A 25,870-nucleotide genomic window follows, 5' to 3' on the forward strand; every position below is an offset into this window, starting at 1 on the left:
GCTATGACAATCGTGACCCGCTTCGCCCCCTCGCCGACTGGATTTCTCCATATCGGCGGCGCCCGCACCGCCTTGTTCAATTGGCTCTTCGCCAAACACACAGGCGGCACGTTCCTGTTGCGTATCGAAGACACCGATCGGGCGCGTTCGACGCAAGCCGCGGTCGACGCAATTCTGGCCGGGCTGCAATGGCTGGGCCTGGACTGGGACGGCGATGCGATCTCGCAGTTTGAACGCCGCGAACGGCACGCGCAGGTCGCGCACGAACTCGTCGACAAAGGCATGGCGTATCGCTGCTTCGCGTCGCAGGACGAGCTGGAAGTGATGCGCACCGAGCAAAAGGAAAAAGGCCTGCCGCTGCGCTATGACGGGCGCTGGCGCGACCGCAGCCCGTCTGAAGCGCCGGCTGGCGTCGAACCGGTGATCCGGCTCAAAGCACCAACCGAAGGCGAAACCGTCATCGACGATGCGGTACAGGGCCGCGTCACCGTCGCCAATGCGCAGTTGGACGACATGGTGCTGCTACGTTCGGACGGCACGCCAACCTATATGCTGTCGGTGGTGGTCGACGATCACGATATGGGCGTGACGCACGTCATCCGCGGCGACGATCATCTGACCAATGCGTTCCGCCAGACACAGCTTTACCGCGCCTGCGGTTGGGACGTGCCGGTCTTCGCGCATATTCCGCTCATCCACGGACCGGACGGCGCCAAACTGTCCAAGCGTCACGGTGCGCAGGGCGTCGAAGAATATCGCGACATGGGCTACCTGCCCGACGCATTGCGCAATTACCTGCTGCGGCTCGGCTGGAGCCACGGTGACGACGAGATCATCTCGACCGAGCAAGCGATCGCGTGGTTCGAACTTTCGGGCATTGGCCGGTCGCCGTCGCGATTGGACTTCACCAAGCTGGACAATCTGAACGGACACTATCTGCGCGCCAGCGACGACGCGTACCTGACCGAACTTGTAACTGCCGGTAAATCGCTGACGCCGGCACAGGTGGCGCGCGTGCGCGCCGGCATGAACGGTTTGAAGCAACGCGCAAAGACGGTGGTCGAATTGGCCAGCGCCATGGGTGTCTACACGCAGGAACGGCCGCTTGCCTTTGACGACAAGGCACGTGCGGCGCTGACCGACGACGCAAAGTCCCTGCTCCGCGATCTTCACGCCGCGTTCGCGTCCCTACCCTCGTTCGAAGCTTCCCAACTGGAAGAAACGACGCGCACATTCGCTGAAGCACGCGGCGTCAAACTGGGTGCGGTCGCGCAGCCGCTGCGCGCGGCGCTGACCGGCACCAGCGTATCTCCGCCGGTTTTCGAGGTTGCGGGCGTGCTAGGCCGAGACGAGACGTTGGCGCGCCTGGCAGATGTGGCCGGCATTTAGGGTCGCTTAAGGCCCCCGGCTTGAGAGGATACGGGGGCGGGTCTAGTTTGCGTGTGCGAACGGGTCACCGTTCGAACTCATCGAGGCCCAAAACTCATGTGGGAAGTCAAAGGATGACGATGACCGCCAGCACCAAGCCCGGCTCGAACGCTGCAAGTGTCACGCTCGACGATCCGGCAAGCGGCAAGTCGAACACCTTCCCCGTGCTGGAAGGCACGCTTGGGCCGAAGGTGATCGATATCCGCAAGCTCTACGGCGACACCGGCTACTTCACCTACGACCCCGGCTACATGTCGACCGGGTCGTGCGAGTCCAAGATTACGTTCATCGACGGTGACGAAGGTGTGCTGCTGCATCGCGGCTATCCGATCGACGAACTGGCCGACCATTCCGACTTCATGGAAGTCGCGTATCTGCTGTTGCACGGCGAACTTCCGACCGAAGTGCAGAGCCGCGAATTCGAACACGCCATCACCTATCACACGATGGTGCACGAACAGCTGCGTCGCTTCTATGACGGTTTCCGCCGCGACGCGCATCCGATGGCGGTGATGTGCGGCGTGACCGGCGCGCTGGCCGCGTTCTATCACGACTCCACCGACATCACGGACGAGCGCCAGCGCGAAATCGCGACGCATCGTTTGATCGCGAAAATGCCGACCCTGGCGGCGATGGCCTACAAATATTCGGTCGGCCAGCCGTTCGTGTATCCGCGTAACGACCTCGGCTACGCTGAGAATTTCCTGAACATGATGTTCTCGGTTCCGGCCGAGCCGTATCGCATGTCGCCGACGCTGTCGAAGGCGATGGACAAGATCTTCATCCTGCACGCCGACCACGAACAGAACGCGTCGACTTCGACGGTGCGACTGGCCGGTTCGTCGGGTGCCAATCCGTTCGCTTGTATCGCCGCCGGTATCGCCAGCCTGTGGGGCCCTGCCCATGGCGGCGCCAACGAAGCGGTGCTGAAGATGCTGGGCGAGATCGGCAGCAAAGATAAGGTCGGCGAAGCGGTCAAAATGGCGAAGGACAAGTCCTCGCATTTCCGCCTTATGGGCTTCGGCCATCGCGTCTACAAAAACTATGACCCGCGCGCCAAGGTCATGCAGAAGACCTGCTATGAGGTGCTGGGCGAGCTGGGCGTCAAAGACCCGCTGCTCGACGTTGCGATGGAACTCGAACGGATCGCGCTGCAGGACGAGTATTTCGTCGAACGCAAACTCTATCCGAACGTTGATTTCTATTCGGGCATCATCCTCAAGGCGATGGGCTTCCCAGTGTCGATGTTCACCGTGCTCTTCGCAGTGGCCCGTACGGTCGGCTGGGTCGCGCAGTGGAAAGAAATGATCGAGGATCCGGCCTACAAGATCGGCCGTCCCCGTCAGCTCTATACCGGCGCGCCGAAACGCAGCTTCGTTCCGGTCGAGAAGCGATAACGACAATGGCAGGCGGCAGCGCGCGCTCCCGAGCAGACACGCCGGATACACCGGCGCGAACCTGCTCGGCGCGCGAGCTGCGTCTGATCTCTTGCAACGACAACCGACGACCCGATTCACCGCTGCGCCGTCGCATTGCGTGGATCGTGGCGCTGCTCTTTGCCAGCGCCGCAGCATCGATCGCCTCGATGCTGTTCCTCGGCTAATTACGGACGACTGATCAGCTCGATCTTGTAGCCGTCCGGATCTTCGATAAACGCGATGACGCTGCCGCCATGCTTCATCGGGCCAGGCGGACGTGGGATCGCAACGCCGGCCGCAGCAAGACGCTCGCACGTGGCATAGATGTCCGGCACCGCCAGTGCCAGATGACCATAGCCGGTACCTTTGTCGTACGGCTCTTTCTGATCCCAATTGTGGGTCAGCTCAACTTCGAACCCTTCGACGCCGTCATAGCCGACGAAAGCCAGCGTGAAGCGGCCGCTCTCATAGTCTTTGCGCGTGCGCAGCGTCATGCCGAGCTGCTTGGTGTAGAACTCGATCGAGCGTTCGAGATGGAGCACGCGGATCATCACGTGCAGAATGCGGAATCCGGTTGTGTCGCTCATCCGCGGCCTCCATTGGCAGTCAATGTCAGAACAATGTCGGCAGCGCGCATGCTGGGCGACGCACCGCCAAAGCCCATGGCAGCGGCGACTTGTTCGCCGGCGCGGCGCTGTTCGGTTCGCGCACCCGCGTCGCTGAGCAGCCGATCGACTTCGGCTGACAGATCGACCGGATTGCAGCGTTCTTGAATCAATTCCGGCATCGCCATGCGACCCAGCACGATGTTGGGCAGCGCCGCGAATTTGGTTTTCAGCACAGCGCGAACGAGCGCTGCAGTCAGCCAGCTCGCTTTGTAGGTCACGACTGTCGGCGTACGCGACAGCGCCAATTCCAAGGTCACGGTGCCGGACGCGGCCAATGCTGCATCGGCCGCAGCGAAGGCGTCGAATTTGGCCTCCTCGCCATCGACCACGATCGGCGATACGGCAAGCTCGCCCAGGCCCAATAGCACCGCATCGCGCACCGACGACGCTACCGGCACCACGACGGCAAGATCGGGATGGCGTTGCAGCAGACGCCGCACGGTTTCGATGAAGACCGGCAGCATGCGCGCGACTTCGCCGTGGCGGCTGCCAGGCAGCATCACCAACAGCTTCTGGTCGGTGCGCAATCCGTGCAGACGGCGAAAGGCGTCGCCATCGCCCTTCCCTGCACCGCCCTCGATTGCGGGATGACCGACAAAGGAACAGGCCAATCCCTCGCGTTCGAAATAGGGCGGCTCGAACGGAAACAGCGCCAGAAGATGATCGAGAAAGCGCGCGATCTTGCGCGCGCGCCCCGATCGCCACGCCCACACGGTCGGCGCAACATAATGCACCAGCGGCGGATGATCTTCTGCGCGCGCAACACGCTTGGCGACGCGGAACGAAAAATCCGGCGCGTCGATCGTCACGACGATTGCTGGCTTGGTGTCGATCACCGCAGCAGCAGTCTCGCGGATCCGGCGCAGCAGTTGCGGAATGCGCGGCGCCACTTCGGCAATGCCCATCACCGACAATTCCTGCATCGGGAAGCGCGAAACGAGCCCTTCGGCCTGCATCAACGGACCGCCGACACCGTCGAACCGCACCGCACCGCGCGTGCGTTCTTTCAAGCGCGCCATCAAACGTGCGCCGAGCAAATCGCCCGACGCTTCACCAGCAACCAGGAAAATCGTCGGCGGGCTCATTGCTCCGGCACGACGCCCAGCACGAACATGCCGGCCTGATCGGCGCGCGCCACGATCTGCGCGCGATCGAGCACCAGGCTGCCGCCCGCTTCGATCGCGATTCCGCCAAAGCCTGCATCGATGCACAGCGCGACCGTATCGAGACCGACGGTCGGCAGATCGAGACGCCGATCCTGTTGCGGCTTGGCGCGTTTGATCAGCACCGGACGCGGCCCGTCTTTCTTCAACGCGGCGCAGCGTGCGATCAGCGCGTCGGTGCCTTCGACCGCTTCCACGCCAAGCACGACGCCTTGCTGCACCACGACGGCCTGGCCGATATCCAATTCACCAAGCTGGCGCGCCACCTTCATGCCGAAGGCAATGTCGCTGAGCGCCAGATCGTCGGGCGCAACCGCGCCCATCACGCCGTGTTGCGCCAACGCATCGCGCAGCACATCGTGGGCGCCGATCAGACGAAAGCCCTCGCTTTCCAATTCGTCGCGTACCGCTTTCAACAGCCCGTCATCACCGAGCGCGCGCATGCCGATGCGCGCTAGCAGCTGCGCACCGCGCAAATCGGGCCGCAAGGTGATCAGGCTGGGACGTTTGATCGGACCGACCAGCACCAGCTCTTCGGCGTGGGCGGCTTTCAACGCGTCGATGGTGCGCGATGCTTCGCCCAGCTTGACCCACACATGATCGACGCCGGCGACGGTCGCCGCATCGGTCTGGCCTTCAAGTGCGACGACGAAAACGGGGCGGCCGTTGCTGCGACAGGCATCGATCAATTGGCGCGGTACCGGGCCGCCGCCTGCGATCATTCCAAGAGTAGTTTGTGCGGCCATCTCGACCGCGCGCTCAATTGCCGTTGGTCGAGCGCGGCTGGACCAGCGCGCGGCTGGACTTGGCACGGATGAATTCGACGATCTCGCCGACCAGACCGTTGTCGGAGAACGATGTCGCGACTTCGTCGACGCGCTCGCCCAACGTGCCGTCGGGGCCGAACAACATGCGATAGGCACGACGCAGCGCCTGGATCGCTTCGCGGTCAAAGCCGCGACGTTCGAGCCCGACGAGATTCAAGCCCGACAGGCGCGCGCGATCGCCCATCACCAAACCGTACGGAATGACGTCGTTCTCGACGCCCGACATGCCGCCGATCATCGCGTGCGCGCCGATGCGCACGAACTGATGCACCGCCGACAGGCCGCCGATGAAGGCGTAGTCGCCCATCAGTACGTGGCCGGCCAGGGTCGCGTTGTTGGCGAGAATGCAGTGGTTGCCGACGATGCAATCATGCGCGACATGCGCGCCGACCATGATCAGGCAGTCGTCGCCGACGCGCGTGATCATGCCACCGCCTTCGGTGCCGGGATTCATCGTCACGTGCTCGCGGATCTTGCAGCGCGCACCGATGATCAGCTCGCTGTCTTCGCCCTTGAACTTCAAGTCCTGCGGCGGCTGACCAAGCGAAGCAAACGGGAACACGACCGAGCCGGCACCGATCGTGGTGCGGCCGGCAATGACGACGTGGCTTTTCAGCTCGACATTGTCGCCAAGCACGACGCGCGGACCCACCACGCAGAACGGGCCGATGACAACGCCGTTGCCGAACGATGCGCCGTCTTCGACGATCGCGGTTGGGTGGATCTGTACCGACAAGCGCGTGAGATCAGCGATCGAGGATCATCGCGGTATAGACCGCTTCGGCGCAAACTGCGCCATCGACGACGGCCTTACCTTCGAACTTCCAGACTTTGCCGCGACGCTGAATCATCTTCACGTGCACGCGCACCTGATCGCCCGGCGTCAGCGGCTTGCGGAAACGCGCGCTGTCGATCGACATGAAATAGACGAGCTTGCCGTGCGCATCTTCGCCGAGCCAGTTCACCACCAAGCACGCTGCGGTTTGCGCCATCGACTCGATGATCAGCACGCCGGGCATGATCGGCTGGGTCGGAAAGTGACCCTGGAAATACGGCTCGTTGATCGAGATGTTTTTGATGCCGATCGCGCTTTCGTCGGTCACTTCGACGAGACGATCGACGAGCAGCAGCGGATACCGATGCGGAAGCATCTTCATCACCTGGTTGATGTCCAGGTTCTGCGCTTTCTTTTCTGCGTCCGAAGTCACTGCCGCGTCCATCAGCTCCGCTCTTTCCGCTCACGCACCAAGCGGCGAAGCATAGCCGTTTGGCGATAAAACTCTTTGCTCGGTGTCGCTGGAAAACCAGCAACAGTCACGCCCGCTGGGATGTCGCTGATTACGCCCGACTGGCCCATAAGCTGCGCGCCTGCGCCGATCGAAAGATGGCCGGCGATGCCCACCTGACCGCCGAACGCGACGAAGTCGCCAATCCGAGACGAGCCCGAAATACCGACTTGGGCAGCGATCACGCAACCCCGGCCAATCGTCACGTTGTGCCCGATTTGTACCAGGTTATCAATCATCGTACCCCGGCCGATGACCGTGTCAGGCCCGGCACCGCGATCGACGCAAGTATTGGCGCCGACCTCGACGTCGTCCTCGATGATGACGCGCCCAAGCTGCGGAATCGGCACGTGACCGGCCGCATCCATCGCAAAGCCGAATCCCTCCTGCCCGATGCATGCGCCGGGATAAATCCGGCACCGTTGTCCGATCAGCGCGTAGTTGATCGTGGCATTGGCGCCGACCTCGGTATCGTCGCCCAGCACGACACCGACGCCGATGACGGCATTGGGACCGATGCGGCAGCGGTTTCCGATCTCAGCCCGCGCTTCGATGACCGCGCCGGCGCCGATCTCAACGTCGGAACCGATGGTTGCGGCGGGATCGACGATCGCACTTGGATGCCGAATGCCGGTCGACGTGCGCGACGGATAAAAGCGGCGCACGACATGCGCCCAGCTCATATACGGCTTGCGCGTGACCAGCGCGACCGTACCCGGCGGGCACTGCTCGGCGAATTCCGGCAGCAACAGCACCGCGCCCGCTTTGGTGGCGCGAAACGCTTCGATGTATTTGCGATTGTCCAAAAACGAAATGTGCGCCGGTCCGGCATCCCGGAGCGGCGCAACATCGTCGATCATGCGCGACGGATCAGCGTCGCCACTGATCGTCGCGTTCGCGATCCGCGCCAGCTCCGCCAGCGTCGCCGGAGCGGCGCAGGTGAAAAAGCGCGGATCGGACATGGATTACTTCTTCGCCGGAGCCTTTGCCGGCGCAGCAGCGGCGGCCGCCGGTGCGGCCACTGCACTCGCCGTCGCCGGCACGGTGACGGTGACGTTCGGCAGCTTCACGTTCAGACGCTCGATCACCGTATTGGTGGTTTCGAGGTCGTTGTTCACCAGCAGCAGAACCTGCTGGCGCGACACGACGATCTGCGCCTTCTTCTCGCCGGCCAGCGCCGCGATGATCTCGCGCGTGTTGTCGAGCAGCACATTGACCGCGTCGTTCTGGGCCTTCTGCAGCGCGCCCTGCTTTTCCTGCAGCGTGCGCTGGGCTTCGTTCACGCGGCGCTCGACGGCCTGGCGCTGCTCTTCAAACGCCTGCTGCGACAGGATCGTGCGCTGACGGCGCAGCTCGGCGTCCTTGCCCTTCAGCTCGTCTTCGATCTTCTGCACGTCGTTCTGCAACGCCTTGCCGTGTTCTTCGATCTGCTTCTGGATCGAACGACCGGCGTTCGATTCCTGAATCACGCGGTTCATGTCGACGACCATGATGGTCGGCGGTGCGAGCGGCGCAGTCGCAGCGGGCGCGGCCGGAGCCGTCTGCGCGAGAGCCGGAACGGTACCAGCGATGAGCGCGCCGAGCGCGACGACAGTAGCAAAACGCATAACGCTTTTCCTTCTCGAGAACGTATCGCCCAGAATTGCCAGAAGGCGTGAAGCCGGGTTGTTTTGGTTGATTAGAATTTGGTGCCGAAGCTGAAGCGGAAGACTTCGGTCTCGTCGAACTTCTGCTTCACCACCGGGATTGCGATGTCGATGCGCAACGGACCCAGCGGCGACTTCCACGACACGCCGACGCCCGGCGCAACGCGCGGCACGGCGCGATCGACGATGGTCGGAATGGTGGTCTGGCCGAGACCGTCGAGCACCGGCTTGCCCTTGCCGTCGAGGCCCCACAGCGTGCCGACGTCGGTAAAGGCGTGTGCCTTGATGCCAAATTCCTGCGGCAGGCCGAGCGGGAACGTGAATTCCGCGGTGATCTTGCCGTAGTAGTTGCCGCCCAACGCGTCGCGCGTGTTGGCGTCACGCGGACCAATACCAGCAACTTTAAAGCCGCGCAGCGTGTCGCCACCGATGAAGAAGCGGTTGGCGATCTGGACGTCTTCGCCGAGGCCGAAGATGGCGCCGAGTTCGCTGGTCAGGCTGAATACGATGTTGCTGTCGAACACCTGCTTGTACCAACCGGCCGACAGAACGGCGCGCGCGAAATGCACGTCGCCGCCAAAGCCGGCGAGATCGGTCGACAAGGTCAGCACGGTGCCCTTGGTCGGGTCGATGCGGCTGTCGCGCAGATCGAGGCTGAGTTCCTGACCGATCAACGAGGTCAGACGCTGGCCCCGCTGCTGGAAGATGTAGGCCGACGCGCCAGCGGCGATGTCGGTGATCTCGTTCCGCTCCAGGCGATAAATCAGACGCTGGCGCAGACGTTCCGCGATCGGATAGCCGAGCTTGAAGTCGAAACCGGTCTGAACCTGGTTGTAGTTCGAGAAGTCCTGGAAGTCGCGGCGGACGTGGAACAGATCGACGCCGGCCGCGAGATCTTTGCGCAGGAAGTACGGCTGCGTGTAGCCGAGCGAGAATTCCTGCGTCAGACGCGACACGGTGGTTGCGAACTGAATGTCTTTGCCTTCACCGAGCAGGTTGCGCTGGCGAATGCGGAAGTCGACGAGCGGACCGTCGGTCGACGAGAAGCCGGCGCCGATCTGGATTTCACCAGTCGACTGTTCGGTCACGTTGACGTCGATGATCGTGCGGTCCGGTTCGCTGCCCGGGTTGTTGACGACGTCGACCTTCTCGAAGAAGCCGAGATCTTTGGCGCGCTGTTCCGAACGCTTCAACTTGGCCTGGTTGAAGGGATCGCCTTCGGCCAACTGGAATTCGCGGCGCACGACTTCGTCGAGCGTCTGCACGTTGCCGGTGATGTTGATGCGTTCAACGAAGACGCGCGGGCCTTCGCTGATGCTGAAGGTCACGTCGACCGTGCGGTTCTCTTTGTTGCGCACGATTTCCGGACGCACGTCGACGAACGCATATTGCTGGTTGCCGACCGCGTTGGTCAGCGCAACGACCGCATCTTCGATCGCGGTCGCGTTGTACCAATCGCCCGACTCAAAGGTCAGCTCTTCCTTGAGCGGCTCGACGTCGAGACCTTTCAGTTCGCCGCGGATCTCGACCTTGTTGAATTTGTAACGCTCGCCTTCATCGACGGTGAAGGTGAGGAAGAAGTCCTGTTTGTCGGGAGTCAGTTCGGCGTTTGACGACACGACGCGGAAGTCGGCATAGCCTTCGCGCAGATAGTAGCGACGCAGCAGTTCCTTATCGAACTGCACGCGATCGGGATCGTAGCTGTCGTTCGACGTCAGGAAACGCCACCAGACAGCTTCCTTGGTCTGCACGATGTCGCGCAGATCGGCGTCCGAGAAATGCGAGTTGCCGACGAAGTTGATGCGGCGCACTGGCGTGCGCGGGCCTTCGTCGATTTCGAACACGACGTCGACGCGGTTGCCGTCGAGCTGAATGACCTTGGGCTCGATGCGCGCCGAATAGCGGCCCGAGCGGCGATAGATTTCGAGCAGACGGTCGACGTCAGCCTGCACGCGGGTGCGGGTGTAGACGGTACGCGGGCGCAGCTGCAGCTCCTGCTCCAGCTTGTCGCTTTCGACCTTCTTGTTTCCCTCGAGCGCGATGCGATTGATGATCGGATTTTCGACCACCTTCACCACCAGCACGTCGCGCTGCACCGTCAGTCCGACGTCGGCAAACAAGCCGGTGCCGAACAACGTTTTGAGCGACTGGTCGAGCTGGTCGCGGTCCACCGCATCGCCGGGACGCACGCTGAGGTACGACAACACGGTCGTGGCCTCGATGCGCTGCGTGCCGTCAACGCGGATCTCGCGGACAACCTGGCTTTGCGCCAGCGCGGCTTCACTGACACTGGCGAGCAAAGCAGCCAGCAACAGCGGTCGAATCGAACGGCTGAGCATGAGTCGGAGGGTCGGTCCTACGAGATCAGATTCCGGACGTACTCGACGGCCTTAAGGTTCACCAGATCGTTCCACAGGGCGAAAACGCCGAGCATGACGACCAGGGCAAGCCCGACCCGGAAACTGAAGTTGAGCGCGCGTTCCCCGAGCGGGCGACCGCGCAGGGCCTCGATGCCATAGATCATCAGATGTCCCCCGTCCAGCATGGGGACCGGGAACAGGTTGATCAGGCCGAGATTGATCGAAAGTACGGCCATAAACGTGACGAAACCGACCACGCCGGTGCGCCAGAAGTCTTTCGACATCTGTGCGATTCGCAGCGGCCCGCCCAGCTCTTCCGTACCGCGGGTACCGGCCAGCATCTGACCCAGCGCGACGCCCGTATTACGGACCATCGACGCGGTTTCCAGCGTCGCGCGCCAGACCGCGGTCGCGGGATCGTGCTGGACGATTTCCGCCTGCCCGCTCCGCACGCCGAGCTGGCCGACGCGGTGCTTGTTTCCGAAATTATCTGTCAGCTCGGTCGCTTTGGGCGTGACCAGCACTTCGATCTGCTTGCCGTCGCGCAGCACCGTCAGCGGGAAGGTCGCGTCGGGACGCAGGCGCACGGCCTGGGACAGGTCTTCGAACCGGTCGACCCCCTGGCCCGCAACCGACACGACCCGGTCGCCAGCCTGCAGCCCGGCAGCCGCAGCGGCGCCGTCCGCGACGACCTCGCCCAGCACCGGCGGCGTGAAGGCCTGGCCGACCGTGGCGAACAGAATGGCCAGCGCCACGATGGCGAAAATGAAATTGGCTGCCGGACCGGCGACGACGATCGCAGCGCGCTGCGCCAGCGTCTTGTGCACGAAAGAGACTTTGCGCTCCTCCGCGCTCATGTGCGCCACCTCTTCTTCCGAGGCGGGTTTGCTGGCGACGTCCTGGTCGCCGAACATCTTCACGAAACCGCCGAGCGGCAGCGCGCTGAATTTCCAACGCGTGCCAGCTTTATCGAAGAAGCCGAACAGTTCGGGCCCGAAGCCGATCGAGAACATCTCGACGCGAACGCCGCAGCGCCGCGCGATCCAGTAGTGCCCGAGCTCGTGAATGAACACGAGCACGGTGAGCACAATCAGGAACGGCAGCACGTAGCCGAGAGTGGAACCGAGGAAACCCATGGGCTGGAGACCGAATTAATGTTGGACGGCGTGTCGTCAGCCCGCCGACGCCGCGACTTGCGGCGCAGGCGTGGCATCAGACGCTGTCACGAAAGAGGCGGCAATGCGGCGGGCCGTCTCGTCAACCTGGATTACGTCGTCGAGCGAGCCAAGCGGGCCGGTCGGACCGGCCTCCATGGTGCGTTCGACGATCGCAGCAATGTCCAGGAATCCGATGCGGTTCTCGAGGAAAGCGGCGACCGCCACCTCATTCGCAGCGTTGAGTACGGTTGGTACCGCCCCGCGGGCGCGCAGCGCCTCGCGTGCAAGGCGGATGGCAGGGAATTTCACCGGATCGGCCGGTTCGAAGGTCAGCTTGCCGATCTGCGCCAGATCAAGCCGCTTGCAGTTGGTCTCGAGACGATTGGGCCAGGACAACGCAACAGCAACCGGCGTGCGCATGTCGGGATGGCCCAAGTGCGCAAGCACTGACCCGTCCTGATATTCGACCAGCGAGTGCACGACCGATTGCGGGTGCACGACGATGTCGATGCGTTCTTCCGGCATCGCGAACAGGAAATGCGCCTCGATCACTTCGAGGCCCTTGTTCATCATCGTTGCGCTGTCGATCGAGATCTTGGCGCCCATCGACCACACCGGATGCTTCACTGCATCGGCCGCGGTCGCGCGCTGCATCACGCTGAGCGGTGCGTCGCGGAACGGACCGCCCGATGCAGTCAGAATCAAACGTTCGACGGCGCGCCGTTCGTTTGGTGCGAAGACCTGAAAGATCGCGCTGTGTTCGCTGTCGACCGGCAACAATGGCACGCCGGTTTTCTGCGTTGCCTGCAAAACAATTTCGCCGGCGCAGACCAGCGTTTCCTTGTTTGCGAGCGCGATCGGAATGCCGGCTTCGATCGCGGCCAACGTGGGCTTCAATCCCGCCGCGCCAACGATCGCTGCAACAACGATGTCGGCTGGCATTGCAGCTGCTCCGCAGACCGCAGCGGGTCCGGCAGCAACCTCAATATTGGTGCCCGCCAGCGCTTCTTTCAGCGCCGTGTAGCAGCTTGGGTCGGCGACCACGGCGCGCGCGGCGCCAAAGCGGCGCGCCGCTGCGGCAAGCCCGGCCACGTCGCGGTTCGCGGTCAGTGCCGCAATACGAAACTGCTCGGGATGGTCCGCGACGAGCTCGAGCGTGGTGCGACCAACCGAACCGGTGGCGCCAAGAATCGTGATCCGTTTCATGTTACGGGCGCCTCAATGCCACGCCGTGAGCCGGCCGGCGAGTGCGACAAGCAGCGCAAAGCCAGGAACCGCCAGCAAAGCGGCGTCGATCCGGTCCAGAACCCCGCCATGGCCCGGGATCAGCCCGCCGGAATCCTTGACGCCCTGACGGCGCTTGATCGCGCTTTCGAACAGGTCGCCAGCCAGCGCCAGCGCCGCCACGAAGGCAGCGACCGCCAAGGTCGCGACCACCGGCGCTGCAAAGGCTTCGGCCCACAGGAACGCAACCAGCAGCGCCAGCGCAAAACCGCCGACCACACCCGCCCAGGTCTTCTTGGGGCTGATCCGCGGCCAGAGTTTGGGGCCGCCAAGGCTTCGCCCGACCGCATAGCCGCCAATGTCCGCGGCCCACACGACCGGCAGCACGAACAGTAGGTCCTGCCAGCCGTGCGGGTCGTGCCCGCGCAACCAGGCGAGCGACACCAGGCTGGCCCCGACATAGGCCAGACCGAAGGTGCTGAGACGCGGGTTTTGCGCCCCGCCGACACGCGCCAGGACGTAGAGGCCGGCGCCGGTGATCACGAAGGTTGCGAGCGCCGGCCACAGGCCACCGCTCCAGGTCGCGACCAGCAGAAAGAACAGGCCGACATAGGCGATGATTGCGTAGTGCAGCTCGGGATCGGGCCACGTCATGCGCAGCCATTCGCGCAACGCTGCGGCGGTGAACGCGAAGACGAGCAGATCGAACAGTGTGCCGCCCCAAATCGCGGCGGCGATCACTGGCGGCGCCAACACCAATGCCGACACGATCCGTTGGAGCAGATTGCGATTGTGGCCCTCCCCGCTCATGTGGGGAGACGCAGAATCGTTGTCAGCGTGTTTCCAGGACCGCGCCGTATCGGCGTTCGCGCCGGCCGAATTCGCGGATGGCATGATCTAGATCCGACTGCGAAAAATCCGGCCAAAGCGTATCGAGGAAGACAAGCTCCGCATAGGCCGACTGCCACAAGAAGAAGTTTGAAATACGTTGTTCACCCGAAGTCCGGATCAGCAGATCCGGGTCGGGCAAATCGGCCGTCCACAACGCACTTGCGAACGCGTCTTCGTCGATCGTCGCTGGGTCGACGCCCGACGCCGCCAGCTTGCGCGCGGCCTGCACCAAATCCTGACGACCGCCATAGGACAGCGCGACCGTGAGGTTCAGGGCAGTGTTGTCTTTGGTCAGTTCTTCGGCGCGCTCGATCAGCTTGACGATGTCGGACGCAAGCTTGTCGCGCTCACCGATTACGCGCAGCCGCACATTCTGTTTGTGCAGCTCGGCGATTTCGCTGCGCAGATAAAAGCGCAGCAGCAACATCAGATCTTCGACTTCGGCCGCCGGACGGCGCCAATTCTCACTCGAGAAACCAAACAACGTCAGATACGGAATGCCGCGTTCACCGACCATTTCGATGGTGCGACGAACCGTTTCGATGCCTTTGCGATGACCCGCAGTACGCGTCAGCCCGCGCGCCGTCGCCCAGCGCCCGTTGCCATCCATGATGATTGCAACATGGACCGGCAGAGCATCATCGGGTGCGGCGGTCGTCGGCATCAGACCTGCTTGATTTCCTTTTCCTTCGACGCGAGCGCTTCGTCGATCTTCTTGATGTGCGCGTCGGTCAGCTTCTGCACTTCTTCGGCCAAGCGCTTGTGCTCGTCCTCCGAAATCTCGCGATCTTTCTCGGCCTTCTTCAAGAGATCCATGCCGTCGCGGCGCACGTTGCGCACGGCGACACGCGCCTCTTCAGAATATTTGCCTGCGACCTTGGCCAACTCAGCGCGACGCTCTTGGTTCAGTTCCGGAATCGGAACGCGCACCGTCGTCCCATCCGCCTGCGCGTTGAGACCAAGGCCGGCCGCACCGATCGCCTTAGCAACGGCGGCGACCATGCCTTTGTCCCATACCGAAACCGTAATCAGGCGCGGCTCGGGCGCGCTCACCGTACCGACCTGGGTGATCGGCATCGTCTGGCCGTAGGCTTCGACCATCACCGGCTCGAGCAGGCTCGCCGAAGCGCGCCCGGTACGCAGGCCGGCGAATTCTTTCCGCAGCACTTCCAGTGCCGAATCCATGCGACGGTTGACGTCTGCGAGCTTCGGATGGGTCATGGGTTCAGGTCCGTATCAGCGATTTGTGACAATCGTATAGCGGCCTGAGCCGCGGAAGATATTCGCGAAGCCGTTGGGCTCGGTGATCGAGAACACCAGGATCGGAATATCGCTCTCACGCGCCAGGCTGATCGCCGACGCGTCCATGACGCCGAGATCGCGCGCCAGCACGTCGAGATAGGTCAGTTTTTCATAGCGCGTTGCGGTCGGATCCTTAATCGGATCGGCGGTGTATACGCCGTCGACCTTGGTTCCTTTGAGCAGCGCGTCGCAGCCCATTTCGCTGGCGCGCAATGCGGCCGCCGTGTCGGTCGTGAAAAACGGATTGCCGGTACCGGCGGCGAAAATCACCACCCGCCCCTTTTCCATGTGACGCACCGCACGACGACGAATGTACGGCTCGCAAACCGTCGTCATCGGAATCGCGGATTGAACGCGCGTCGAAACGCCGAGACGTTCGAGCGCGTTCTGCACCGCGAGTGAATTGATGACGGTTGCCAGCATGCCCATGTAGTCGGCGCTGGCGCGTTCCATGCCGTTCGCAGCACCCGAGATGCCGCGAAAGATGTTGCCGCCGCCGATCACGAGACAGACTTCGACGCCCATCTCAACAACCGCTTTTACTTCGGCGGCAATGCGTTCGACCGTGGTCGAATCGAGTCCGTATTCGCGATCCCCCATCAAGGCCTCACCAGAGACCTTGAGGAGGACGCGTTTAAACGAAGGTTCGGCGCCCCCCGCCTTCATGCTTAGCGAGCCGCTTGGGCTGCGACTTCGGCGGCGAAGTCCACCTGTTCCTTCTCGATGCCTTCGCCGAGCGCGAAGCGCACGAAGCCAGCAAGCACGACCGGCGCACCGATCTCCTTGGTCGCCTTTTCGACGACCGACTTCACCTTCGACTCACCGTCGACGACGTAGACCTGCTCGAGCAGCACCACTTCTTCGTAGTACTTGCGCAGACGGCCTTCGACCATCTTGGCGATGATGTCTTCGCCCTTGCCCGACGCACGCGCCTGATCGGCAAGCACTTCGCGTTCGCGATCGAGATTGGTCGGATCGACGTCGCCAATCGACAGTGCTTCCGGACGCGCAGCCGCGACATGCATCGCGAGCTGACGGCCAAGCGCCTGCAGCTTTTCCGGATCGCCGGCCGACTCCAACGCAATGAGCACGCCGATCTTGCCGAGGTTCGGCGCAATCGGGTTGTGCACGTACGACGCAACCACACCCTGCTTCACAGCAAGCTTGGCGACGCGACGAATGCTCATGTTCTCGCCGATGGTGGCGATCAGCGCGGTCAGTTCTTCCTGCAACGTCTTGTCGCCGTGCTTGGCGTTCTTCAACGCCTCGACGTCGCCATCGACCTGCAATGCGATCTGACCAGCCGCTTTCACGTACGACTGGAACTGGTCGTTGCGCGCAACGAAGTCGGTCTCGGCGTTGATTTCGACCACCGCACCCGAGGTGCCGGTGGTCGCAACCGTGACCAGACCTTCGGCCGCAACGCGGCCCGACTTCTTTGCGGCAGCGGCAAGACCCTTCTTGCGCAGCCAATCGACGGCAGCTTCGAAGTCGCCGGCAACTTCGCCCAGCGCCTTCTTGCAATCCATCATGCCAGCGCCGGTCTTCTCGCGAAGATCCTTCACCAGCGCAGCGGTGATTTCGGCCATGTTTCGTACTCTCAGATCAAAAGGTTCAGGCGGTCGCTTCAGCCGGCAGCGTTTCGACCGGGGCCTGTTCGTTGGCACCGATATCAACGCCCGACGCGCGCAGTTCGGCCTGCAAGCCGTCCAGCACCGCCGACGCAACCAGATCGCAGTACATTTCGATCGCGCGCAGCGCGTCGTCATTGCCCGGGATCGGATAGGTCACGCCCGACGGATCAGCGTTCGAGTCGACCACGGCGATGACCGGGATCTTCAGGTTGGTGGCTTCCTGCACCGCGATCGACTCGCGGGTAACGTCGATGATGAAGATCGCGTCGGGCAGACCGCCCATTTCCTTGATGCCGCCAAGCGCGCGTTCCAGCTTGTCCTTCTCGCGCGTGAGCTGCAGCAGCTCCTTCTTGGTCAGACCATGCTGCGTCTCAGCCGAGGCGAGCTTTTCATCCAGTTCGCGCAGGCGACGGATCGAGCCCGAGATCGTCTTCCAATTGGTCAGCATTCCGCCGAGCCAACGGTGATTGACGTAGTACTGACCGCAGCGCTGCGCAGCAGCGGCGATCTTTTCCTGCGCCTGACGCTTCGTACCAACGAACAAAATGCGGCCACCGTTGGCGGCGACGTCGCGCACAGCCTGCAGCGCCTGGTGCAGCATCGGCACCGACTGTTCGAGATCGATAATGTGGATGCCGTTACGGACACCGAAGATGAACGGCTTCATCTTGGGGTTCCAACGACGGGTGTGGTGACCAAAGTGCACACCAGCTTCGAGGAGCTGGCGCATGCTGAAAGCAGGCAGAGCCATCTGCGGAATATCCTTTTTCCGGTTCGTCCGCCGCGGGCGTCGCCTTAGGAAAACCCCGAAGGGTGATCACAAGACACCGGAGCACGGACCGGAACTCCCGGTCAGCGCAAGCCCGCGTGTGGGGTTGAGTTGAGCGCGGGGATATAGCGAGTAAGCCCTGCGGGTGCAACCGGACACTGCGTGTTACCCACTCGCAGCCTGGCTGGGCTCCAGGACTGGAATAGATAGGCTTCCCAGACGTTCTCCGGCCTGAAAGGAAACCATCCCATGCGTATCTTGCGACCGGCGACTGCGCTGGCGGCGCTCTTGGCGCTGGCCAGCTGCGCATCTCCAACCCCTTACGGCCCGGCCACCACGCCCGGCGGCGAGGGCTATTCCGAGACGCAGATCGAGGCCAACCGATTCCGCGTCAATTTCAAGGGCAATACCGTCACCCCGCGCGAGACGGTGGAGAACTTCCTCCTGCTCCGTGCCGCCGAGCTGACGCTCAAGACCGGCAACACGTTCTTCGTCGTCGCCAAGGCCGAAACCGACCGCGACGTCTCCTATCACTGGGACGAGCCCGCCTTTTACGGCCATTACGGCTGGTGGGGCCCGCGCTGGGGCTACGGGCTGCGTGGCGGCTCGGGTTACAGCCGCCCAATCAATGAGTTCAACGCCCAGGCTGACATTCTGGTTTTCCGTGGACCCAAGCCCGCGAACGACCGCAATGCCTATGACGCACGCGACGTGACGACCCGGTTGGGCCCGTTGGCCGCGGCGTCGCTGCAGCCGCGCCAGGGCTACTGAGCAACTAGCGAAGAAGAACCAGCGCGCCGGTACCGATCATCACGGTACCGGCGACGCGGTTGACCAGCCGCATACGCCTGGGGTCGCCCAGGAACAGCCGCGCCTTCGCGGCCATGCGGGCATAGGTCAGATGCACGGTGCCGACCGTGACCGTCACCACCCCAGCCAGCACCAGCGCGTCGAGCAAGGTCGCGCGCTCGAGATCGAGCAAGGTCGGCATCACGCCGGCGTGAAACAGGATCGCCTTGGGGTTGGCCAGGGTCAGGCCGAAGCCCAGCAGGAACTGCCGCGCCAGGCCGCGCCCGTCGGTCTTGGGCGGCACCAGCGAAGCCGCCTCGACCGGCGCCCGCCACAGCTTGAAGCCCAGCCAGGCGAGATACAGCGCGCCGACGATCTTCACCGCCAGGAACACGGGCCCCAGCTGCTGCGCCAACAGCGACAAGCCGGCGACCACCAACATGACCCAGAAGACGTCGCAGGCGACGACGCCGAGTGCCAACGCGGCGGCCGGCGCAAAGCCGCGCGCGATGCCGCACGACACGATCGCAGCCACGTTCGGTCCCGGCGACGCCGCCGCGACGAACAAAGCCAATGCGTACGGAAGAATTGCTGCGAGTTCGATCGTCACGAATTGGGCGTCACAGATCGTGCACGTCGATGATGCCGGGCATGGATTTGATCGCGCCGCGATCTTTTGCGGTGAAGGCAAACGCGCCCGGCAACTGCAGGCGCACTTCACGTTGTCCTTCGATCGGCACGACGACGAAGATCTGGCCGCGCCCTTTGGCGATCGTGCCCAGCAGCTTCTGCAGTCCGTCGACCGGTTCCGGTCCGCGCAGGAACACTTCCAGACCGCCGGCCGCGCTTGCGGCCGCCTGCTCCAGCTCTTCGACCGATTGCACGGTCAGGCGCGCTTCTTCGCCTTGCATCTGCGCATCGCAGAACACGACCAGCGGCGTGCCGACCACCAGCTTGTCGCGATGCGCGGACAGAACTTCGCTGAACATCACCGCTTCGAACACGCCGGTCGTGTCGGAGAGCTGCACGAACGCAAAACGATTGCCTTTGGCCGACGTGCGTTCCTGCTTACCGACGACGACCCCCGCCATCCGGTAGCGCGTTGCACCACCGCGCGCGATGCGCGCCGGTAGCTCCGACCATTTGACGACGCCCAGCCGCGTCAGCGCTTTCTGGAACGAATCCAGCGGATGCGCCGACAGACAGAATCCGATCGCTTCGAATTCGTGGCGCAACCGTTCCATCTGATCCCAGTCGGCAACGCTGGGCAGCGGCGGCGCCGCGAGCGCGGGCCCTGCGCCACCAAACAGCGACACCTGCCCGCTATCGCGCTCGGCCGCGACCGACTGGCCGAAGCGCAGCAACGTGTCAGCGGCTTCGAACAGGCGATGGCGGTTGCGTTCGAGCGTGTCGAACGCGCCGGCATAGATCAGGCTTTCCAGCTGTCGTTTGGAAAGCGCCTTGGGATCGACGCGACGTACGACGTCGAACGGATCTTTGAATTGCTGCTCGGCGCGCGCTTCGACCAGCGAGCGCATCGCAGGAATGCCGACGCCTTTGATCGCAGCCAGCGCGTACCGCACGGCCTTGGCGCCTTCATGCTCTTCGACGCCGAAATCGGGCAGCGAACGATTGACGTCCGGCGGCAGCAATTTCAGCCCCATCCGGTCGAGCTCCTGGCGATAGACGCCAAGCTTGTCCGTGTTCGCCATCGAATAAGTCATCGACGCGGCGAGGAATTCGACCGGGAAATTTGCCTTCACATACGCGGTTTGATAGGCGACCAGCGCGTAGGCGGCGGCGTGGCTTTTGTTGAAACCGTAGCCCGCGAATTTGTCGACCAGGTCGAAGATCTCGCTCGCCTGTTGTGCGTCGACGCCGCTCGTCGTCTTGGCGCCCTCGATGAAGCGCTGCCGCTGCGCGTCCATCTCGGCCTGAATCTTTTTGCCCATTGCACGACGCAGCAAGTCGGCGTCGCCGAGCGAATAGCCCGACAGGACCTGCGCGATCTGCATCACCTGTTCCTGGTAGATCATGATGCCGAAGGTTTCGGCCAGGATCGGTTCCAGTTTCGGGTGCAGATAATCGGGCTTTTCTTCGCCGTTCTTCACCGCGATGTAGCGCGGGATGTTGTCCATCGGGCCCGGTCGATACAGCGCGACGAGCGCGATGATGTCTTCGAACCGGTCGGGCTTCATGCGACGCAGCACGTCGCGCATGCCCGAACTTTCCAGCTGGAACACGCCGGTCGTCTCGGCGCGTGCCAGCAGGTGATACGTCTTGGCGTCGTCGAGCGGCAGATTGGTCAGATCCAAGCGCGGACCACCGCCGCGTTCGATCAGCTCGACCGCCTTCTCCAACACTGTCAGCGTTGTGAGGCCGAGGAAGTCGAACTTTACCAGCCCCGCCTGCTCCACCCATTTCATGTTGAACTGGGTGACGAGCATGTCGCTCTTGGGATCTTTGTAGAGCGGCACCAGCTCGTTCAGCGGGCGATCGCCGATCACGACGCCGGCTGCGTGTGTCGATGCGTGGCGGTACAGACCTTCGAGTTTCAGCGCCAGGTCGATCAGCTTGGCGACGCTTTCGTCGCTGTCGCGCATCGCCTGCAGCATCGGCTCGCCCGCGATTGCCTGCTCCAACGTCACGGGATTGGCCGGATTGTTCGGCACCAGCTTGGTCAGCCGGTCGACTTGCCCGAACGGCATCTGCAGCACACGCCCGACGTCGCGCAGCACCGCGCGCGCCTGCAACTTACCGAAGGTGATGATCTGCGCGACGCGATCTTCGCCATAGCGCTGGCGCACATATTGGATCACCTCGTCGCGGCGATCCTGGCAGAAGTCGATGTCGAAGTCGGGCATCGACACGCGTTCGGGATTGAGAAATCGCTCGAACAGCAAGCCGAACCGCAACGGATCCAAGTCGGTAATCGTCAGCGCCCAGGCGACGACTGAACCGGCGCCCGAACCACGACCCGGACCGACCGGAATATTCTGCGACTTCGTCCATTGAATGAAGTCCGCAACGATCAGGAAGTAGCCGGGGAATTTCATTCCCGCGATCACGTTCAATTCGAAATCGAGCCGGTCCCAATAGGGCTTCTGCGCGTCGCCTTCGATCTTGGCTGCGATCAGCCGCGCCTTCAGTCCGTTGCTGGCCAGATCGCGCAGCGCCTGCGCTTCGTCGACCGCGTCGAACGCAGGCAGTAGCGGCTTGATCGGTTTCAGCAGGAACGAGCAACGCCGCGCGATCACCAGCGTGTTGTCGACCGCCTCGGGCAGATCGGCGAACAACGCGCGCATCTCGGCAGCGCTTTTGAACCGATGATCCGGGGTGACGCGTCGACGGTCTTCTTCGATGACGTAACGGCCTTCCGCGATGCACAGCAGCGCGTCATGCGCTTCGTACATGCTGTCATCGGCGAAGAAACATTCGTTGGTCGCGACCAGCGGCAGGTTCTGCGCATAGGCAAGATCGACCAGCCCCGCTTCGGTGCGACGTTCGTCTTCAAGATCGTGGCGCTGCAGTTCGACGTAGCAGCGACCAGGAAAGGCCAGCGCCAATTCAGCGAGCGTTTCGCTCGCCATGTCCGTCTGTCCTTCAAGCAGGCGTTTGCCCACCGGCCCGTGTGCACCGCCGGTGAGGCAGATCACGCCGTCCGTGTGCAGCGCCAGCACATCCATCGCGACTTGCGGTGGTTCGCCCGGCCCGGTTTCGACCCAGGCCTGGCTCACCAGCTTCATCAAGTTGCGATAGCCAGTCTGGTTCTGCGCCAGCAGCACGATCGGCTCGGGCAACGGACGCTGGCCGCCGCGCGGCACCGGCCGCGACAAACCCAGCTGTGTGCCGATGATCGGTTGCACGCCGACCGCAGAGGCGGCGTCGGCAAATTCCAGCGCGCCGAACATGTTGCCGCTGTCGGTGACGGCAACCGCGGGCATGCCCTGTTTTTTGCAGAGTTCGGCCAGCTTCTTGAGCTTGATCGCGCCTTCCGACAGCGAATAGGCGCTGTGGACGCGAAGATGGACGAAATCTGCGTGCGACATGGCGCCTAAGCTAGGCCGATTCGACGCGACCGTCTTGCAGCCGAAGGACGCGGTCCATGCGTCCCGCCAGGTCGAAATTATGCGTCGCGATCAACGCCCCGACACCGGTCGACCGCACCAGTTCCGCCAACATCGCAAACGCATCTTCGGCCGTATGCGGATCGAGATTGCCGGTCGGCTCGTCGGCCAGCAGCAGTGCGGGCTGATTGGCCAGCGCACGCACGATTGCAACACGCTGCTGTTCGCCGCCCGACAAGCGCGCCGGCCGGTGCGTCGTGCGATGGCCAAGTCCGACGCGTTCGAGCAACTCCTGCGCGCGCGCCGCCGCGTCGCGCTTCGAAATTCCGTTCAGCATCTGCGGAACGACGACATTTTCGAGCGCCGAAAATTCCGGCAACAGATGATGCGCCTGGTAGACGAACCCGATCGTGCGGCGACGCAGCGCCGTACGCGACGCGTCGTCGAGATCGCCCGCGACTTCGCCGTTCACCAGCACGGTGCCGGTTGTGGGTGCCTCTAACAGACCGGCAACGTGCAGCAAGGTCGACTTGCCCGATCCGGACGGACCGACCAGCGCAACCAGCTCGCCGGGGTGAATGGCGAAATTGATGCCGCGCAGAACGTCGAGCTTTTCGCCAGCCTGTTCGAAGGTGCGCGTGACGTCGCGCAATTCGAGACGAGTCTCACTCATAGCGAAGCGCCTCCACCGGATCGAGACGCGCGGCACGCCAGGCCGGATAGATCGTCGCGAGGAAGCTCAACCCGATGCCCATCGCGACCACCTGCCCGACTTCGTTCCATTCGATGATCGCGGGCAGTTTCGACAGGAAATAGATCTCAGGATTAAAGACGTTGGCGCCGCTCAACCGTTCGACCAAGCCACGAATGGCTTCGATGTTGCGGCAGAACAAAACGCCCAGCACGAAACCAAGCGCCGTACCGAGCACACCGATCGATGCGCCGGTCAGAAAGAAAACGCGCAAGATCGTGCCCTGCGTTGCACCCATCGTGCGCAGGATCGCAATGTCGCGCCCCTTGTCTTTCACCAACATGATCATCGACGAAATGATGTTGAACGCTGCGACCATGATGATCAGCGACAAGATCAAGAACATCACGTGACGTTCGACGTCGATCGCCTCAAAAAAACCTGCGCGGGATTGTTGCCAATCGCGCACGGCCAAGCCCGGACCGGCCGCTTGCTCGACCGCGGCCATGACCGGCTTGAGGTCGCCGGCGGGTTTGGTAACGCGTAGCTCCAGCGCAGTCACGCCTTGCCCAACGCCGAACAACGCCTGCGCGATTTCCATCGGGATGAGAATCAGACTGCTGTCGAATTCATACACACCGAGGTCAAAGGTCGCCGCGACTTTGAAACTTTTCTGTTTCGGCACCGACCCGAACGGCGTCGCAGACGTCGTTGGACTGGTGAATTGCAATTGATCGCCCGGCCGCAGGCCAAATGCTTTGGCGAGACGAAAGCCGATGACGATTCCATCCTCGTCAGCGTCGAATTTGGTTGGATCACCAGCGTTGATTTTCTGCGCCATCGGTGAGCGCAGAAAATCTTCGTTGCGCACGCCGCGTACGATGCCACCGCTCGTTCTGCCGTTGGCCTGCAACAGGCCGAACCCTTCGGTGACCGGCTGCACGTCGACCACGCCCGGCAAAGCCTGCAATCTTTTCAGCACGTCGGGCCAGTCCGTCAGACCGCGCTGCTGCGCCGAAACGACGATGTGCGGTTCGGTGCCGAGCAACCGGCTCAACAGCTCGGTGCGAAACCCGTTCATCACCGCCATGACGATGATCAGGGTCGCAACACCCAGCGCGATGCCAAGCAGCGAGAAGCCCGCGATGACCGAGATGAAGCCTTCCTGGCGCCGCGCACGCAGATAGCGCGCCGCAACCATGCGCTCGAATGGATTGAACATTTTGGATTAGCCGCGCGCGATCGTGGCGAGTGCGTCGTCGACCGAAAGCTCATGTCGTTCGCCGGTGGCGCGACGCTTCAATTCGACCACGCCTTTTTCGACGCCTTTGGGGCCGATGATCATCTGCCAGGGCAAGCCGATCAGATCCATGTTGGCAAACTTGCCGCCGGCACGTTCGTCGCGATCGTCATACAGCGTCTCGACGCCGGCATTGTTGAGCTTGGCGTAGAGGTCGTTGCACGCCGTGTCAGTCTTGGCGTCACCACTTTTTAGATTGATCAGGCCGACTTTGAACGGCGCGACTTCGTCCGGCCAGATGATGCCGGCTTCGTCGTGGCTTGCTTCGATGATGCCGGCGGCCAGGCGCGAAACGCCGACGCCGTAGCTTCCCATCTCGATCAGAACCGGCGTTCCATCGGGACCCACGACCTGCGCGCCCAACGGCGCCGAATATTTGGTGCCGAAATAGAAGATGTGCCCGACTTCGATGCCGCGACGCGTGACGAGTTCCTTGGGCGCCTTCGCCGGATCGTGCAGCTCGTCGGCAGCCGCATAGAGCGAGGTGATGCGCTCCATGAAACCGGCGAGATCGTCGTCGGGTCCCAGCGCCTTCATGTCGACCTCGAACAATTTCGGATCGACATAGAGCTGGCTTTCGCCGGTGTCGGCGAGAATGTGGAATTCGTGGCTGAGATCGCCGCCGATCGGGCCGGTATCGGCGCGCACCGGAATCGCTTTCAGCCCCAGGCGCGCGAAGGTCGACAGATAGGCCGCGAACATCTTCTGGTAGGAACGGCGGGCGCCGGCTTCGTCGATGTCGAACGAATAGGCGTCCTTCATCAGGAACTCGCGTCCGCGCATCACGCCGAAGCGCGGCCGCACCTCGTCACGAAACTTCCATTGGATGTGATAGAGAATCTTCGGCAGCTCGCGATACGACTTGGCTTCGCGCTTGAAGATGTCGGTGATCATCTCTTCGTTGGTCGGACCGAACAGCATTTCGCGTTCGTGCCGATCCTTGATGCGCAGCATCTCGGGACCGTACGCGTCGTAGCGTCCGCTCTCACGCCACAGATCGGCCGACTGGATGGTCGGCATCAGCATCTCGATCGCGCCGAACCGATCCTGTTCGGCACGAACGATGTTCTCGATCTTTTTGAGAACGCGGTATCCCAGCGGCAGCCAGGCATAGATGCCGGCCGACATCTGCCGGATCATGCCGGCGCGCAGCATCAGCCGGTGGCTGACGATCTGGGCGTCGGACGGGGTCTCTTTGAGCGTCGGGAGGAAGTATTGGGAGAGGCGCATGGGGCGCCACTTTTACGGGC

At 62.9% G+C, this 25,870-nt stretch carries 25 protein-coding genes; 4 read left to right on the forward strand and 21 right to left on the reverse strand.

The annotated features are described in order from the left end of the window. Positions 1 to 3: 3 nt before the first annotated feature. From gltX to TMPK1_RS04145, 3 genes are all read left to right on the forward strand, one after another. The gene (gene gltX, locus TMPK1_RS04135) at positions 4 to 1,389 is read left to right on the forward strand and encodes a glutamate--tRNA ligase (RefSeq protein WP_420241616.1); all 1,386 of its coding nucleotides are present in this window, start codon (positions 4 to 6) and stop codon (positions 1,387 to 1,389) included. Between the two features lie 119 nt (positions 1,390 to 1,508). Beyond that, on the forward strand, positions 1,509 to 2,825 hold the full coding sequence (locus TMPK1_RS04140) for a citrate synthase (RefSeq protein ID WP_420245615.1): 1,317 nt from the start codon (positions 1,509 to 1,511) through the stop codon (positions 2,823 to 2,825). Between the two features lie 5 nt (positions 2,826 to 2,830). Further along, positions 2,831 to 3,031 carry a hypothetical protein gene (locus tag TMPK1_RS04145; protein WP_420241617.1) on the forward strand — a complete coding sequence of 67 codons (201 nt, stop codon included), beginning with the start codon at positions 2,831 to 2,833 and terminating at the stop codon, positions 3,029 to 3,031. Here the strand turns inward: TMPK1_RS04145 and gloA are convergent, their stop codons facing one another. The 16 genes from gloA to rpsB form a co-directional block, all read right to left on the reverse strand. Next, positions 3,032 to 3,433: a lactoylglutathione lyase gene (gene gloA, locus TMPK1_RS04150; RefSeq protein ID WP_420241619.1), complete on the reverse strand. Its 402-nt coding sequence runs from the start codon at positions 3,431 to 3,433 to the stop codon at positions 3,032 to 3,034. It lies immediately after the preceding gene. Beyond that, the gene (gene lpxB / locus TMPK1_RS04155) at positions 3,430 to 4,599 is read right to left on the reverse strand and encodes a lipid-A-disaccharide synthase (RefSeq protein WP_420241620.1); all 1,170 of its coding nucleotides are present in this window, start codon (positions 4,597 to 4,599) and stop codon (positions 3,430 to 3,432) included. Before lpxB ends, gloA begins: the two co-directional genes overlap by 4 nt. Next, positions 4,596 to 5,399, reverse strand: coding sequence for an LpxI family protein (locus TMPK1_RS04160; RefSeq protein WP_420241622.1), 804 nt, complete (start codon positions 5,397 to 5,399; stop codon positions 4,596 to 4,598). Before TMPK1_RS04160 ends, lpxB begins: the two co-directional genes overlap by 4 nt. Before the next feature lie 37 nt (positions 5,400 to 5,436). Further along, a complete protein-coding gene (gene lpxA, locus TMPK1_RS04165) occupies positions 5,437 to 6,240 on the reverse strand; it encodes an acyl-ACP--UDP-N-acetylglucosamine O-acyltransferase (protein ID WP_420241623.1) in 804 nt (267 codons plus the stop codon). 10 nt (positions 6,241 to 6,250) lie between these two features. Beyond that, entirely contained in the window at positions 6,251 to 6,724 is a 474-nt protein-coding gene (gene fabZ, locus TMPK1_RS04170) for a 3-hydroxyacyl-ACP dehydratase FabZ (protein WP_420241624.1), read from the reverse strand. After that, positions 6,724 to 7,752, reverse strand: coding sequence for a UDP-3-O-(3-hydroxymyristoyl)glucosamine N-acyltransferase (gene lpxD, locus TMPK1_RS04175; protein ID WP_420241625.1), 1,029 nt, complete (start codon positions 7,750 to 7,752; stop codon positions 6,724 to 6,726). The genes fabZ and lpxD overlap by 1 nt, the downstream gene beginning before the upstream one ends. A gap of 3 nt (positions 7,753 to 7,755) precedes the next feature. Beyond that, complete coding sequence (locus tag TMPK1_RS04180) at positions 7,756 to 8,397, reverse strand: OmpH/Skp family outer membrane protein (protein WP_420241627.1); 642 nt, start codon at positions 8,395 to 8,397, stop codon at positions 7,756 to 7,758. 71 nt (positions 8,398 to 8,468) lie between these two features. Next, complete coding sequence (gene bamA, locus TMPK1_RS04185) at positions 8,469 to 10,775, reverse strand: outer membrane protein assembly factor BamA (RefSeq protein WP_420241630.1); 2,307 nt, start codon at positions 10,773 to 10,775, stop codon at positions 8,469 to 8,471. 17 nt (positions 10,776 to 10,792) lie between these two features. Then, positions 10,793 to 11,932 (reverse strand): RIP metalloprotease RseP, encoded by a 1,140-nt coding sequence (rseP, locus tag TMPK1_RS04190; RefSeq protein ID WP_420241631.1) that lies wholly within the window; start codon positions 11,930 to 11,932, stop codon positions 10,793 to 10,795. Positions 11,933 to 11,968: 36 nt separating this feature from the next. Continuing rightward, positions 11,969 to 13,159: a 1-deoxy-D-xylulose-5-phosphate reductoisomerase gene (locus tag TMPK1_RS04195; RefSeq protein WP_420241632.1), complete on the reverse strand. Its 1,191-nt coding sequence runs from the start codon at positions 13,157 to 13,159 to the stop codon at positions 11,969 to 11,971. A 12-nt stretch (positions 13,160 to 13,171) separates the two neighbouring features. After that, positions 13,172 to 13,987 carry a phosphatidate cytidylyltransferase gene (locus tag TMPK1_RS04200; protein WP_420241634.1) on the reverse strand — a complete coding sequence of 272 codons (816 nt, stop codon included), beginning with the start codon at positions 13,985 to 13,987 and terminating at the stop codon, positions 13,172 to 13,174. A 22-nt stretch (positions 13,988 to 14,009) separates the two neighbouring features. Next, entirely contained in the window at positions 14,010 to 14,732 is a 723-nt protein-coding gene (gene uppS / locus TMPK1_RS04205) for a polyprenyl diphosphate synthase (protein ID WP_420241635.1), read from the reverse strand. After that, complete coding sequence (gene frr, locus TMPK1_RS04210; RefSeq protein ID WP_420241636.1) at positions 14,732 to 15,289, reverse strand: ribosome recycling factor; 558 nt, start codon at positions 15,287 to 15,289, stop codon at positions 14,732 to 14,734. Before frr ends, uppS begins: the two co-directional genes overlap by 1 nt. 15 nt (positions 15,290 to 15,304) lie before the next feature. Then, entirely contained in the window at positions 15,305 to 16,036 is a 732-nt protein-coding gene (gene pyrH / locus TMPK1_RS04215) for a UMP kinase (protein WP_420241637.1), read from the reverse strand. A gap of 2 nt (positions 16,037 to 16,038) precedes the next feature. Next, complete coding sequence (gene tsf / locus TMPK1_RS04220) at positions 16,039 to 16,959, reverse strand: translation elongation factor Ts (RefSeq protein WP_420241639.1); 921 nt, start codon at positions 16,957 to 16,959, stop codon at positions 16,039 to 16,041. A 25-nt stretch (positions 16,960 to 16,984) separates the two neighbouring features. Further along, a complete protein-coding gene (gene rpsB / locus TMPK1_RS04225; RefSeq protein ID WP_420241640.1) occupies positions 16,985 to 17,755 on the reverse strand; it encodes a 30S ribosomal protein S2 in 771 nt (256 codons plus the stop codon). Between the two features lie 267 nt (positions 17,756 to 18,022). Between rpsB and TMPK1_RS04230 the strand changes: the two genes are divergently transcribed. Further along, entirely contained in the window at positions 18,023 to 18,544 is a 522-nt protein-coding gene (locus tag TMPK1_RS04230) for a CC0125/CC1285 family lipoprotein (protein ID WP_420241641.1), read from the forward strand. Positions 18,545 to 18,548: 4 nt separating this feature from the next. On the opposite strand, the gene TMPK1_RS04235 is transcribed toward TMPK1_RS04230, so the two are convergent. Genes TMPK1_RS04235 through proS form a run of 5 tightly spaced genes read right to left on the reverse strand, consistent with a single transcriptional unit; the run spans position 18,549 to position 25,850 of the window. Beyond that, positions 18,549 to 19,172: a LysE family translocator gene (locus TMPK1_RS04235; RefSeq protein ID WP_420241643.1), complete on the reverse strand. Its 624-nt coding sequence runs from the start codon at positions 19,170 to 19,172 to the stop codon at positions 18,549 to 18,551. Between the two features lie 10 nt (positions 19,173 to 19,182). After that, positions 19,183 to 22,611, reverse strand: coding sequence for a DNA polymerase III subunit alpha (gene dnaE, locus TMPK1_RS04240; RefSeq protein WP_420241644.1), 3,429 nt, complete (start codon positions 22,609 to 22,611; stop codon positions 19,183 to 19,185). A 10-nt stretch (positions 22,612 to 22,621) separates the two neighbouring features. Continuing rightward, a complete protein-coding gene (locus tag TMPK1_RS04245; protein ID WP_420241645.1) occupies positions 22,622 to 23,302 on the reverse strand; it encodes an ABC transporter ATP-binding protein in 681 nt (226 codons plus the stop codon). Continuing rightward, the gene (locus TMPK1_RS04250; protein WP_420241646.1) at positions 23,295 to 24,542 is read right to left on the reverse strand and encodes a lipoprotein-releasing ABC transporter permease subunit; all 1,248 of its coding nucleotides are present in this window, start codon (positions 24,540 to 24,542) and stop codon (positions 23,295 to 23,297) included. The genes TMPK1_RS04245 and TMPK1_RS04250 overlap by 8 nt, the downstream gene beginning before the upstream one ends. A gap of 6 nt (positions 24,543 to 24,548) precedes the next feature. Beyond that, on the reverse strand, positions 24,549 to 25,850 hold the full coding sequence (gene proS, locus TMPK1_RS04255) for a proline--tRNA ligase (protein ID WP_420241647.1): 1,302 nt from the start codon (positions 25,848 to 25,850) through the stop codon (positions 24,549 to 24,551). Positions 25,851 to 25,870 lie beyond the last annotated feature (20 nt).

This window comes from Roseiterribacter gracilis (assembly GCA_018332375.1).
Taxonomy (GTDB): Bacteria; Pseudomonadota; Alphaproteobacteria; order BOG-932; family Roseiterribacteraceae; genus Roseiterribacter; species Roseiterribacter gracilis.